The sequence below is a fragment of the Pseudonocardia nematodicida genome, from assembly GCF_040105385.1.
Lineage (GTDB): Bacteria > Actinomycetota > Actinomycetes > Mycobacteriales > Pseudonocardiaceae > Pseudonocardia > Pseudonocardia nematodicida.
The window spans coordinates 87,746-100,790 of record NZ_JBEDNQ010000008.1; the positions used below are offsets into that span (position 1 = coordinate 87,746).

11 protein-coding genes are annotated in these 13,045 nt (G+C 70.0%); 8 read left to right on the top strand and 3 right to left on the bottom strand.

Features of this window, described 5'->3' with window-relative positions:
- Positions 1-5 precede the first annotated feature (5 nt).
- The 8 genes from WIS52_RS19425 to WIS52_RS19460 all read left to right on the top strand — a co-directional run bounded on the left by WIS52_RS19425 (position 6) and on the right by WIS52_RS19460 (position 8,395).
- The gene (locus tag WIS52_RS19425) at positions 6-728 is read left to right on the top strand and encodes a nitroreductase (protein WP_349299721.1); all 723 of its coding nucleotides are present in this window, start codon (positions 6-8) and stop codon (positions 726-728) included.
- Between the two features lie 24 nt (positions 729-752).
- Complete coding sequence (locus WIS52_RS19430) at positions 753-1,904, top strand: acyl-CoA dehydrogenase family protein (RefSeq protein WP_349299722.1); 1,152 nt, start codon at positions 753-755, stop codon at positions 1,902-1,904.
- 116 nt (positions 1,905-2,020) lie between these two features.
- On the top strand, positions 2,021-3,592 hold the full coding sequence (locus WIS52_RS19435; RefSeq protein WP_349299723.1) for an acyl-CoA synthetase: 1,572 nt from the start codon (positions 2,021-2,023) through the stop codon (positions 3,590-3,592).
- The gene (locus WIS52_RS19440) at positions 3,589-4,368 is read left to right on the top strand and encodes an enoyl-CoA hydratase/isomerase family protein (RefSeq protein WP_349299724.1); all 780 of its coding nucleotides are present in this window, start codon (positions 3,589-3,591) and stop codon (positions 4,366-4,368) included. The genes WIS52_RS19435 and WIS52_RS19440 overlap by 4 nt, the downstream gene beginning before the upstream one ends.
- Before the next feature lie 23 nt (positions 4,369-4,391).
- Positions 4,392-5,528, top strand: coding sequence for a CaiB/BaiF CoA transferase family protein (locus WIS52_RS19445; protein WP_349299725.1), 1,137 nt, complete (start codon positions 4,392-4,394; stop codon positions 5,526-5,528).
- A 1-nt stretch (position 5,529) separates the two neighbouring features.
- On the top strand, positions 5,530-6,351 hold the full coding sequence (locus tag WIS52_RS19450; RefSeq protein ID WP_349299726.1) for an SDR family oxidoreductase: 822 nt from the start codon (positions 5,530-5,532) through the stop codon (positions 6,349-6,351).
- A 103-nt stretch (positions 6,352-6,454) separates the two neighbouring features.
- Positions 6,455-7,603 (top strand): thiolase family protein, encoded by a 1,149-nt coding sequence (locus tag WIS52_RS19455; RefSeq protein WP_349299727.1) that lies wholly within the window; start codon positions 6,455-6,457, stop codon positions 7,601-7,603.
- 30 nt (positions 7,604-7,633) lie between these two features.
- The gene (locus tag WIS52_RS19460; RefSeq protein ID WP_349299728.1) at positions 7,634-8,395 is read left to right on the top strand and encodes an SDR family NAD(P)-dependent oxidoreductase; all 762 of its coding nucleotides are present in this window, start codon (positions 7,634-7,636) and stop codon (positions 8,393-8,395) included.
- Between the two features lie 181 nt (positions 8,396-8,576).
- Here the strand turns inward: WIS52_RS19460 and WIS52_RS19465 are convergent, their stop codons facing one another.
- Genes WIS52_RS19465 through WIS52_RS19475 form a run of 3 tightly spaced genes read right to left on the bottom strand, consistent with a single transcriptional unit; the run spans position 8,577 to position 13,034 of the window.
- The gene (locus tag WIS52_RS19465) at positions 8,577-10,187 is read right to left on the bottom strand and encodes an AMP-binding protein (RefSeq protein ID WP_349299729.1); all 1,611 of its coding nucleotides are present in this window, start codon (positions 10,185-10,187) and stop codon (positions 8,577-8,579) included.
- Positions 10,135-11,289, bottom strand: coding sequence for a CaiB/BaiF CoA transferase family protein (locus WIS52_RS19470; protein ID WP_349299730.1), 1,155 nt, complete (start codon positions 11,287-11,289; stop codon positions 10,135-10,137). Before WIS52_RS19470 ends, WIS52_RS19465 begins: the two co-directional genes overlap by 53 nt.
- Positions 11,286-13,034, bottom strand: coding sequence for an acetyl/propionyl/methylcrotonyl-CoA carboxylase subunit alpha (locus WIS52_RS19475; RefSeq protein ID WP_349299731.1), 1,749 nt, complete (start codon positions 13,032-13,034; stop codon positions 11,286-11,288). The genes WIS52_RS19470 and WIS52_RS19475 overlap by 4 nt, the downstream gene beginning before the upstream one ends.
- Between the last annotated feature and the right edge of the window lie 11 nt (positions 13,035-13,045).

Consider the following 13,045-nt stretch of genomic DNA (forward strand, 5'->3'; position numbering starts at 1 on the left):
AACCGATGCTTCCGCAGAGGAGCCGTGTGAGCACATCTACATCACCGAGCACTGTTGCGGCCCCGGGCGGGCTACGAGCGCTGCTCGAGCTGCGCTGGAGTTGCCGCGCCTTCCTTCCGGAGCCGGTTCCGGACCACGTGATCACCGAGATGTTCGGGATCGCCCAGCGCACCGCGTCGTGGTGCAACACGCAACCCTGGCACGTCTACGTGACGAAGGGGGAGGGGACACGTCGCTTCGCCGAGCGCCTGACCGAGCATGCGCGTGCCCACGAGCAGGTCGCGGACTTCGCTCCACCCGCCGGGTACCACGGCGTCTATCGCGACCGCCGCCGCGAGTCGGGCCTGGCGCTCTATGCCAGCCTGGGCATCGAGAAGACAGACGCCGAAGCGCGCACTGCGCAGACGATGCGGAACTTCGACCTCTTCGGTGCACCGCACACCGCCGTGATCACCACCGACCGGGACCAGGGTGTCTACGGTGCGATCGACTGCGGTGGCTACATCGCGAACCTGATGAACGCGGCCACCGCGCTGGGCGTTGCGACGATCCCGCAGGCCGCCATCGCCTTGCACTCCGGGCTGGTGCGCGACCATTTCCTGGTGCCCGACGACCGTCTCGTCGTGTGCGCCGTGTCGTTCGGCTACCCCGATGTGGCCCACCCGGTCAATCAGTTCCGCACCAGCCGCGCCGACCTCGCCGACGTCGTGACGACTGTCGACGAGTGACGCGCTGCCAACCAGGAGACCCCCGTGAAGCGCACTCTCTACGACGATGACCACGAGGTCTTTCGCGCGTCGTTCCGGAAATTCGTCGAGAACGAGATCGTCCCGAACGACGCGGCGTGGAGCCAGGCCGGCATCGTCCCCCGTGAACTCTTCGTCCGCGCCGGCACCAACGGATTCCTCGGTATCGACGTTCCCGAGGAGTTCGGGGGCGGCGGAGTCGCCGACTTCCGGTTCAACGCGGTGATCATCGAAGAGCTGATGCGATCAGGCAGCGGCGGTGTGGGACTCGGCCTGACGCTGCACAACGACATCTGCATGCCCTATTTCCTCAGTTTCGCCGACGCGGCGCAGCAGAAGCAGTGGCTGCCGGGGATCGTCGCCGGGGAGCGGATCACTGCTGTCGCGATGACAGAGCCGGGCATGGGCTCCGACCTGGCTTCGATGGCCACCACGGCGCGCCGCGACGGCGAGCACTACGTCGTCAACGGCGCGAAGACCTTCATCACCAACGGCATCAACTCCGACCTGGTGATCACCGCGGTCAAGACCGACCCCACCCAGCGGCACCGGGGCATCTCCCTGCTCGTGCTGGAACGCGGGATGAAGGGCTTCGAGCGTGGCCGCAACCTCGACAAGCTGGGCCAGCACGCCCAGGACACCGCAGAGCTGTCCTTCACCGATGTCCGGGTGCCCGCGGCGAACCTGCTGGGCGGCGAGGAGGGCCAGGGGTTCGCCCAGCTCGTCGCCAAGCTGCCCCAGGAACGGCTGTCAATTGCCGTGGCGGGAGTGGCCGCGGCCCAGTCCGCGCTGGACTGGACGCTCGACTACGTCACCGGACGCACGGCATTCGGTCAACCGATCGGCTCGTTCCAGCACTCAAGGTTCGTGCTCGCCGAGATCGCAACCGAGGTGGACCTGGCGTGGCACTACATCGACGACTGCATCCGTGCGCTCAACGCGGGTGAGCTCACGGCGGTCGACGCGAGCAAGGCGAAGTACTGGTGCACCGAGCTGCAGGGTCGTGCGATCGACGCATGCCTCCAGCTGCACGGCGGGTACGGGTACATGAGCGAGTACCCGATCGCCCGGGCCTTCGCCGACGCCCGAGTGACGCGGATCTACGGCGGGACGACCGAGGTCATGAAAGAGGTCATCGGCCGGTCCCTGGGCCTGTGAGGGCCGTCCGTCCCGCAGCATCGCCGACACCGCCGCGGCAGCACACCTCGCCGACCTCGGTGCCTAGCCGACGTCGTGCGCCGTCCCGACCCGACCCGACCCGATCAGAGGAGATCATGTTCCCGGGTGCCCACGCCACTCAGTCACCGCATCGGGCCGCGGTCATCATGGCCGGCAGCGGCCTCCGGCTGACGTACGGACAGTTGGAGGAGAGCTCGCGCCGACTCGCGCACCGGCTCAGGGATAAGGGTTTCCGGCGCGGCGACGTCATCGCCCTGCTATCCGGAAACGACCCCCGCGTGTTCGAGGTCTACTGGGCTGCTCAACGCTCGGGCCTGTACATCACAGCCATCAACAAGCTCCTCGGAGCGGACGAACTGCACCACATCCTCGCTGACAGCGGCGCGCAGGCGTTGTTCGTCGGTCCGGGGGTCGGAGAGGTGGCTGCGCACACGGCGGACTACGCGGACATCCGCTACGCGGTCGCCATGGACGCAGCCCCCGATGGCAGCGGTGAGTGGCACGATTACGCCGCCGAGCTCGCCGAGGGGTCGACCGAGCCGCTCCTGGACCAGCCGCGCGGCGGCGACATGCTGTACTCGTCGGGGACGACGGGCCGGCCGAAGGGAATCCGGCCACCGTTGCCGGAGCGCCAGGTGGACCAGGCCGGCGACGCCATGGTCGATCTGTTCGGGAAGCGGATCACACTTGGCCCCGACACGGTCTTCCTGTCCCCGGCGCCGCTCTACCACGCCGCACCGCTCCGGCTGTGCGCCACCGTGCAGGCCCTCGGCGGCACGGTCGTGATCATGGAGAGGTTCGACGCCGAGCAGGCGCTCGCCACCATCGAGCGCTACCAGATCTCGCACGCCCAGTGGGTTCCGACCATGTTCGTGCGCCTGCTGAAACTGTCCACCGAGGTCCGGGACCGCTACGACCTGTCGAGCATGCGAGTCGCGGTGCACTCAGCGGCTCCCTGCCCGGTGGAGGTCAAGCACCAGATGATGGACTGGTGGGGGTCGATTCTGCACGAGTACTACTCGTCGACCGAGGTCGCGGGAATGACCTGGATCGGTCCCCAGGAATGGACCGCCCATCCGGGCTCGGTCGGGCGGTCGATCCTCGGTGTGCTGCACGTGTGTGAGGACGACGGGCACGAACTTCCCACGGGTCGAGTGGGCACCGTCTACTTCGAGCGCGAGACGCGCCCCTTCGAATATCACAACGATCCCGAGAAGACGAGGGCGACCCAGCACCCACATCATCCATTGTGGACGACCGTCGGGGACATCGGCTTCCTCGACGACGACGGTTACCTCCACCTCACCGACCGCAAGGCCTTCATGATCATCTCAGGCGGGGTGAACATCTACCCGCAGGAGATCGAGGACACCCTGGCCCTGCACCCCGCAGTATCCGATGTCGCCGTGATCGGCGTCCCGGATGAGGAAATGGGCGAACAGGTCAAGGCCGTCGTGCAGACCGCACCCGGACAGGAGCCGAACGACGAGCTGGCCGCGGTGCTCTTGGCGCACGTGCGGACCAGGCTCGCCGGTTACAAGGTCCCCCGCACGATCGACTTCGTGGACGAACTGCCGCGCACACCCACCGGCAAGCTCGTCAAAGGCCCGCTCCGCGACCTCTACCGCCGGCCTGGTCCGGCCATCAGCGCAGGGGACGACGCGTGAGCGCGGTGTACTACGAGCAGAACAGCGGTGTCGCGCGGATCACCTTGGATGCGCCGGAACGGGGCAACCCCCTGAACCCGACGTCGGTGGCAGAGCTCGCCGACGCGGTGCGCCGGGCTCGGGCCGACGACAGCCACGTCGTCGTGCTCTCGGCCACCGGCGACACCTTCTGTGTCGGCGGGGACCTGACGGCATTCGCCGGTGCGGACGACGTCGAGCACATGATCGACGATCTCGCGGAGGCGCTGCACCGGGTCATCAGCGACCTTCACCGGATTGCTGCGGTAGTGGTGTCGGTGGTACAGGGCACCACTGCCGGAGCGGGGGTGCCCCTCGCCGCAGCCGCCGACCTCGTGCTGGCGTCCACATCCGCCCGGTTCACTCTGGCTTACACCGGGGTCGGCTTGTCTCCGGACGGGGGGACCTCGCTGCTGACGGCCTCGCTGGGACTGCACCGGACGTTGCGGCTGGCACTGCTCAACCCTGTCGTGACCGCCGAGGAAGCCCATGCGCTGGGACTCGTCGCGGAGGTCCACCCCGACGACGAGCTCGACGCCGCGGTCGAGGCGACCGTCGCCGGCCTGCGTCGGGGATCGCGCTCCGCGCAAATCGCGGCCAAGCGCCTGCTGCGGGAGGCCGCCACGCCGGGGGAGGAGGCGGCCCTGCGCCGGGAGACCCTCTCCATCCGCGCCCTCGCGGCCAGCCCCGATGGCCGTGAGGGCGTCGCGGCGTTCCTCGCCAAACGCGCCCCCGGCTATCCCAGCAGCTGTGCGTGACCCGACGAACTCAGGAGGAACACTTGGCGCACACCGCCGGGCCGCTCACCGGCCTCCGGATCATCGAGCTGGCTGGAATCGGGCCGGGACCGCACGCCGCCATGGTGCTTGCGGATCTGGGTGCGGACGTCGTCCGCATCGATCGCCCCGCCGGCGGCCTGCAGCTGGCTGATGCAGACGCGCCGGACACCCTGCAGCGCGGCCGACGCCGGGTGGCGGCGGACCTCAAGACGGCGCGGGGCCGCGATGCGGTGCTGCAGCTTGTCGAGCAGGCCGACGTCTTGCTGGAGGGGTACCGGCCCGGCGTGACCGAACGACTCGGGGTGGGGCCGGCCGACTGTCATGCACGTAATCCCCGTCTGGTCTACGCCCGGATGACAGGGTGGGGCCAGGACGGCCCGATGGCCCCGCGGGCCGGACACGACATCAACTACATCTCGTTGACGGGGGCGCTGCACGCGATCGGCAGGACGGGGGAGCGCCCCGTGCCACCGTTGAACCTCGTCGGCGACTTCGGTGGTGGGTCGATGTTCCTGGTGACCGGTGTACTCGCCGCGCTGTGGGAGGTGCAGCGATCCGGCGAGGGACAGGTGGTCGACGCAGCCATGGTCGACGGGACCTGCGTGCTCGCTCAGATGGTGTGGAGCATGCTTGGCCAGGGGGAATGGACCGACGAGCGGGGGGCCAACCTGCTCGACGGCCACGCGCCCTTCTACGACACCTACGCCTGTGCCGACGGTGAGTACATCGCGGTCGGGGCTTTGGAGCCCCAGTTCTACGCGATCCTGCTGACCGGTCTGAGGATCGATCCGGGTGATGTCCCGGCACAGTACGACCGCGAAGGGTGGCCGCTGCTGCGCCGCCGCTTCGAGGAGGTGTTCGCGACCCGTAGCCGCGACGAGTGGGCCACGGCGTTCGACGGGACCGATGCCTGCGTGACCCCGGTGCTGTCGTTCGACGAGGCCGCTGAGCACCCGCATCTGGCCGCTCGGTCGACGATCATCGAGGGCGCCGGAGGACGTCAGGCCGCCCCCGCTCCCCGCTTTTCCCGAACGGCTCCGGACCTGCGTGGCCTGCCCGGCCCCACGGAGGACGTCGATGCGGTCCTCGCCGGCTGGGCCCGCTCGGGCGCAGCTACTCCGACCACGCCAGGAGGCTGACGTGACGTCATTGAAGAACCGAACGATCGTGATGTCCGGCGGAAGCCGTGGAATCGGCTTGGCGATCCTGGTCGCGGCCGCGCGCCAGGGCGCCAATGCGGTCCTGCTGGCCAAGACCGACCACCCCGATCCGCGTCTGCCGGGAACGGTGCACTCGGCGGTGGAGCAGATCGAGACGGCGGGAGGCGAGGCCGTCGCCGTGGTCGGCGACGTACGCGCAGAGGACGACGTCGCGCGGGCCGTCGCGACCGCCGTCGACCGGTTCGGCGGTGTGGACATCGTGATCAACAATGCCTCGGCACTGAACCTCTCCGGAACCCTTGACCTCACCCCGAAACGCTACGACCTGATGCAGCAGATAAACGCCAAGGGCGCCTTCCAACTGTCCCGAGCGGCTCTCCCGCATCTGTTCGCCAGCGACGACCCCCAGATCGTCAGCCTGTCCCCCCCGATCAACCTCGCCCCGCGCTGGCTGGGGAGGTTCCCGGCCTACACGCTGTCGAAATACGGCATGACGCTGCTGACACTGGGCTTCGCCGCTGAGTTCGCCGAGCGGGGGGTCAGGGCAAACTGTCTGTGGCCGCAGACCACGATCGCGACGGCCGCCGTGGTCAATCTGCTCGGCGGCCGGGATGCGGCGAGCCGCGCGCGCCGCCCCGAGATCATGGCCGATGCGGCGGTAGCCCTGCTGTCCGACCCGGCGCGACCCTCCGGTGAGGTGTTCCTCGATGTCGAGGCGCTGGCCAGAGCAGGGGTTCGCGACCTGTCGGGCTACGGCGGCACCGACGACCCGGAACTCGACTTCTTCGTCGACGAGCTCTGAGCTCGACCGACCGTGAGAGGACATCGGAACAGTCGTTCCCGACTGTTCGGTCGCTGAGACGGACCGGGCATCCGCCCGGACCCTGGAAGTGAGGAGTCACGCCGTGCGCGATGCGGTGATCGTGGAAGCGGTGCGTACGCCGGTCGGCAAGCGCAACGGAGCTTTGTCCGGTGTCCACCCGGCGGATCTGTCGGCGGGCGTCCTGACGAGCCTGGCCGCGCGCAGTGGAGTCGATCCGGCCGTGGTCGACGACGTCGTGTGGGGATGCGTGACCCAGAGCGGTGAGCAGACCTTCGACATCGCCCGGACCGCCGTGCTCTCGGCCGGGTGGCCAGAGACGGTTCCCGGTGTGACCGTCGACCGGCAGTGCGGGTCCAGCCAGCAGTCTGTGCACTTCGTGGCAGCCGGGCTCATCGCCGGACAGTACGACGTCGCGATCGCCGGTGGGGTCGAGTCGATGTCGCGAGCACCGATGGGGTCCTCCCTGGGCGATGCCAGGCCGTACGGCACGGGCTTCGACACCCGCTACGGCGGTGTGTTCCCCAACCAGGGGATCGGGGCCGAGATGATCGTCGACAAGTGGGGCATGTCGCGGGCCCAGCTCGACGAATTCGCCCTGAGCAGCCACGCGAAGGCCGCCGCGGCGCAGGACGGGGGACATTTCGACGGTCAGATCGGCCCGGTCACACTGCTCGACGGGACCGTCGTCGAACAGGACGAGGGCATCCGCCGCGGTGGCACCGTCGACGGGCTGGCCACGCTCAGGACGGTCTTCCGTCCCGAGGGCGGCCGCATCACCGCGGGCAACTCGTCTCAGATCTCCGACGGCGCCGCTGCGCTGCTGATGACGACGTCGCAGAAGGCGGCCGAGCTCGGGCTCACGCCTCTGGCCCGGGTGCACACCGCGGTCGTCGCGGGTGCCGATCCCATCGTCATGCTCACCGCGCCCATTCCCGCCACGGCGAAGGCACTGCAGCGAAGCGGCCTGTCGATCAACGAGATCGGGGCATTCGAAGTCAACGAGGCCTTCGCGCCCGTGCCACTGGCCTGGCTTGCGGAACTCGGCGCCGATCCGAAGGCGCTCAACCCCCTCGGTGGCGCCATCGCGTTGGGCCACCCGCTCGGCGGCTCCGGCGCGCGGTTGATGACGACGTTGGTACACCACATGCGCGACAACGGCATCCGCTACGGCTTGCAGACGATGTGCGAGGGCGGCGGCCAGGCCAACGCCACGATCCTCGAGCTGCTCTGACTCCCCGACCCGAACGACGAAAGGACCCTCATGGACATCTCAGGATCAGTCGCAGTGGTGACCGGTGGTGCATCCGGCCTCGGGCTGGCCACCGCTGAGACGCTGCTGGACGCAGGTGCCGACGTCGTGCTGCTCGACCTACCCGGCTCCGACGGCGCGGCAGTCGCGGACAAGCTCGGTGGGAGGGCGCGCTTCGTCGCCACCGACGTGACCGACGCGACTGCGGTCGCCGCGGCGCTGGACGTCGCTGCGGAGCTGGGACCGCTGCGTGTGGCCGTCAATTGCGCGGGGATCGGCCCGGCCGCCCGCACCGTGGGCCGGAAGGGCCCGTTCCCCCTGGACCTGTTCACGACGGTCGTGATGGTCAACCTGATCGGTACGTTCAACGTGATCCGCCTGGCCGCCGAGCGGATGGCGGCCGCCGAGCCGACGGGCGACGAACGCGGAGTGATCATCAACACCGCCTCGGTGGCCGCCTTCGACGGACAGATCGGGCAGGCCGCCTACTCCGCGTCCAAGGGCGGTGTCGTCGGGATGACCCTGCCTATTGCCCGAGACCTGGCAGATTCGAAGATCCGCGTCGTCACCATCGCACCCGGCCTGTTCGAGACCCCGCTGCTGGGCACCCTGCCCCAGGAAGCGCGTGACTCCCTCGGCGCTCAGGTGCCACACCCCGCCCGGCTCGGGCGGCCGGCGGAGTACGGCTCGCTTGCCGCGCACATCGTTGCCAACCCCATGCTCAACGGCGAGGTGATCCGGCTCGACGGCGCGATCCGCATGGCTCCACGGTGAGCGCCGCTCAGGGTGCGGTGACCGGCGATGTCGAGCCGGCGCCGCGACGACCGTCCATCCGCCCGGCACGACGGTGCTGACCACGCTGTCCCGTCCCCGACGAGACGGCCGGGCTCCCGCCCCCACCGCCTGCGATCACCCGGCGCGTGGCGGGGGCCCGGAGCCCGGCCCCCCGTCCCCGTCAGGAGGTGGCGGGTGTCCGGCGTCGCGGCTGGCCCGCCTCGCGGTCCCACGTCGCCGGGCTGATTCCGGCCGCCCGCAGCTCCACCTTGCGGACCTTCTGCGTCGGTGTCTTCGGCAGGGATTCGACGATCTCCACGTAGCGCGGCACCATGAACCGCGCCACCCGGGAACAGAGGAACCCGACGATCTCCTCCGGGGTGGGCGTGGCTCCCGGCCGAGCCACGACAACGATCTTGATCTCGTCTTCGCCGTGCTCTGACGGAACAGCGACCGCTGCGCTCTCGAGTACGTCGGGATGGGCGTTCACCTCGTGCTCGACTTCGGCCGAGGAGATGTTCTCGCCACGTCGCCGGATCGCGTCCTTGATTCGGTCCACGAAGTAGAAGTTGCCGTCGGCATCGCGGGTGAACCCGTCGCCGGTATGAAACCACAGGTTGCGCCACGCCTGCGCCGTCGCCTCCGGCTTGCGCCAGTACCCGGCCATCAGGGTCCACGGTTCGTCGGCGCGAAGCACCAGCTCACCGAGTTCGCCGGGACCGAGCTCGTTGTCGTCGGCATCGACGACGCGGGCCTGAAAGCCGGAGCGCAGGCGGCCGCAACTGGTGTCGTTCGCCAGGTCTCCCACATCCGACAGAATGCAGCAGGCGGTCTCGGTCATGTTGAACGTCGTGCGCACCCGCAGCCCGAAGCGGCGGGCGAAACCCCCGACGTCGCCCACGAGAGGGAGCAGCAGCGCGTCGCGCAGCGGCGAGCCGGCGTCGTCGGGATGCTCGGGCTGCTGCCATAGGAAGTTGGCCATGGCACCGAGCAAGATCGTCGTCGTTGCTCCGTGCGTCCGGATGTCGTCCCAGAAGCGGGCGGTGTCAAAGCGCCGGCGCATGATCACCCGGGCGCCGAGCAGCGCTGTGGCGTACAACGGGGACTTGCCGCTCATGTGGAACATCGAGAACGGCGAGTAGAACGCGTCGGTCGAGCCGAACAAGTCCGTCGGCATGATGCCGGTGGCCGTCAGCTCAGCCTGCCGCCAGGTGACGAGCACGCCCTTCGAGGCCCCGGTCGTGCCGGAAGTATAGATGATCGAGGCGATGTCGCGTCCGGTCGGCGGGTCGACCGCGGTGGACCCGGCGGCCGTGGCGAGGAAGTCCTCCGCCCGCACGAGATGGAACGCCGTGTGCGGGAGCGCCCCCTCCGCTCCCACGACGACGATCGTCTGCAGCGTCCGGGTCCTGGCCGTTCCGGCGGTCGCCTTCTCGATCTCCGGGAGGTGCTCGGCGTGCGCAACCATGAGGCCGGCCTCGGAGTCCTCGATCACGTACCGCAGCATCTGGCCGAGGTAACCGGTGTTGATGGGCACTTCCATGGCCCTCAGGCGGGCCAGTCCGATCCACGCTGCGACTGCCTCGGTGCACGGCGGGAGCATGATCAGTACGGTCTGACCCTCGCGGACGCCGGCGCCGGCGAGCGCCGCGGCCCATCGGTCGGCATCGGAGTCGGCGTCGGCGTAGGTCCAGACCACGCCCGTCTCGGCGGAGACCACGTAGGGCGCGTCCGGTTGTTCAGCGGCCTTGCGGGCCAGCAGTGCGGGCAGAGTGGTCTCGGCGTTGGGCACTGGACGTCTCCTCCTGGTTGTCCCAACCGGCTCGGGCGACCGGTCGCGAGATCCGTGGCGGCGGTGCGGGCGCGGGTGGGGAGGTGCGCGAGAACCGTGGCGCGGGCGCGGCCTGGACCACCCCGTCGAGAGTGGGGAGCGTTCCGCGGGCCACGAGGTGCGGATGCCGGGTTGCCTCGCCGAAGGTGAGGACCGGGGTGACGCAGGCGTCGGTCCCGGTGAAACGGGAGGCCCACTCGTCTCGGGTGCGGGTGGAGACCACGGCCGCGAACCGGTCGCGCAGAACGGGCCAGCCGACCCGGTCGAGCTGGTCAGGTAGCTCCGCGTCGGCGAGTCCCAGCCCGCGCAGCAGCGCCGCGTAGAACCTGGGCTCCAGCGCGGCCACCGCGATGTGCCGCCCATCGGCACAAACGTAGGTGCCGTAGAAGGGTGCTCCACCGTCGATGAGATTGTCTGCGCGCTCGTCCGACCAGCCACCCGCTCCGCGCAGCGACCACACCACCTGAGCCAGCGAGGAGACCCCGTCGACAATGGCTCCGTCGACGATCTGGCCGCGGCCGCTGTGCGCCCGTTCCAGCAGCGCGGCGAGCACCCCGATCACGAGATAGGCCGAGCCGCCACCGAAGTCACCGACGAGGTTGAGCGGCGCCACAGGGGTTTCCGGCGGACCGATCGCGTGCAGCACACCGGTGAGCGCGAGGTAGTTGATGTCGTGGCCGGCCTCAGCAGCGAGCGGACCGTCCTGACCCCATCCGGTCATGCGTGCGTACACCAGACCCGGGTTGGTGGCGTGGCAGTCACTCGGCCCGATCCGGAGCCGTTCGGCGACACCGGGTCGGAAGCCTTCGACGAGGACATCGGCGCCGTCGGCCAGTTCGCGGACCCGGGCGAGATCCGCGGGGTCCTTCAGGTCGGCAGCGACCGCCCGTCGCCCGCGCAGGAGCTGGTCGTACGTCCCGGGTGGGTGCACGTCGAGCCCGCCGGTGGGACGCTCGACACGCAGCACGTCCGCCCCGAGGTCGCCGAGCAGCATCGCGGCGTGCGGGCCGGGCCCGATCCCGCCCAGCTCCAGCACACGGACTCCGGTGAGCGGGCCCGTCACGACGCCGTCCCGTCGACCGTGGCCGCAGCGAGGACGAGCAGGATCTCACCCGCAGCGACCGCCTGCCCGAGCCGGACACACACCGCTTCAACCACGCCCTCGGTCGCGGCGTGTACGGGGTTCTCCAGTTTCATCGCCTCCACCCTTGCGACGATCCGGCCGGCGGTGACGCGCTCGCCGACTGCAACCTCGATCCCGCTGACAACCCCCTGCATCGCGCTCGATATCAGCCGCCCGTCACCGGTGCCTGCCGTGCGAGGGGCGGCGCGGCCGCGGCCGGGGCCGGACCGTGCGCCACGCTGGGGCGCTGGATCCCGGAGCCTGCCTGGCTCTACGCCGGGGCGTGGCTGCTGCGGGACACGGTGGAAGCGTCCCGCGATCCACGCCCCGCCGGCCTCGCGGGCCGCTCCGGCAGGTTCCGGTTCTTCTGCCAGGGTCGGGGCCACGACGTCCTCGAACCAGCCGGTCGTTACCGGACCGCTGGTGAAGCCCGGGTGGGCGAGGACTGCTGCGGCCGCGGGAGCGGTGGTCGGCACTCCGGTGACGACCACGGCCGCCAGCGCGGTGCGGGCGCGGTGCAGCGCGGCCGAGCGGCTCGGGCCCCAGGCCACCAACTTCGCGATCAAGCCATCGTACTGCGGTGGAACGGTGTCGCCGGGCTCATAACCGGTGTCGAAGCGGATCCCCGGGGCCCAGGGGACCGTCAGTTCACGCACCTGTCCAGCGACTGGCAGGAATCCGTTGCTCGGATCCTCGGCCACGATCCGGCACTCGACGGCGTGTCCTCTCGGGAGCGACGGCAGCGGTCCCAGCCGCGCACCCGCAGCGATCCGGAGTTGCTCGTGCACGAGATCGACACCGAATACCAGCTCGGTCACGGGGTGCTCGACCTGGATCCGGGTGTTCATCTCCAGGAAGTAGAAGCTGTCACCCTCCACGAGGAACTCCACCGTCCCCGCCCCGCGGTAGCCGACCGCACCGGCCAATCGGCAGGCGGCGGCCGCCATCGCGGCGCGCATGCCGTCCGCGAGGTCCGGCGCCGGGGCCTCCTCCACGAGCTTCTGGTGCCGCCGCTGCACCGAGCAATCGCGATCGCCCAGTACCGCGACCGTGCCGTGGGCGTCGGCGAGCACCTGCACCTCGACGTGGCGGGGTCCTGCCAGGTATCGCTCGGCGTAGACCGTACCGTCGCCGAACGCGGACCGGGCCTCGGCCGTGGCTGCGGTCAGCGCGGTCCCTACCTCGGCCTGGCCGCGAGCGAGACGCATGCCGCGCCCACCGCCGCCATGAGCGGCCTTGATCAGGACCGGCCAGCCGTGCTCGGCACCCAGCGCGCGCACGGCCTCGGGGTCGGACGTCGTCACTGCCGGCAGCACGGGGACGCCCGCCGCGCTCGCCAGCTCCCGCGCCACCACCTTGTCGCCCATCGCGGCGACGGCCTCCGCGGGTGGCCCCACGAAGACCAGCCCGGCAGCACCGACGGCCCGGGCGAACGCCGCGTCCTCCGCGAGAAATCCGTACCCCGGATGCACCGCATCGGCTCCGAAGCGCAACGCCGCATCGAGGAGGGCATCGCGGTCGAGGTAGTCGGCCACGGGCACGGCCTCGTCGGCCAGGCGAACGTGCATCGCGCCCGCGTCCGGTGCTGTGTGCACGGCGACGCTCTCGATGCCCTGCTCCGCGCAAGCCCGCAGTACCCGGACTGCGATCTCGCCGCGGTTAGCGACGAGTAGTTTCGTGAGCATTCCGTCGCTCC

Bases quoted from the DNA above. Each gene is read 5' to 3' on its own strand.
- WIS52_RS19425 (WP_349299721.1), top strand. From the start codon at position 6: ATGCTTCCGCAGAGGAGCCGTGTGAGCACATCTACATCACCGAGCACT.
- WIS52_RS19435 (WP_349299723.1), top strand. From the start codon at position 2,021: ATGTTCCCGGGTGCCCACGCCACTCAGTCACCGCATCGGGCCGCGGTC.
- WIS52_RS19460 (WP_349299728.1), top strand. From the start codon at position 7,634: ATGGACATCTCAGGATCAGTCGCAGTGGTGACCGGTGGTGCATCCGGC.
- WIS52_RS19475 (WP_349299731.1), bottom strand. From the start codon at position 13,034: ATGCTCACGAAACTACTCGTCGCTAACCGCGGCGAGATCGCAGTCCGG.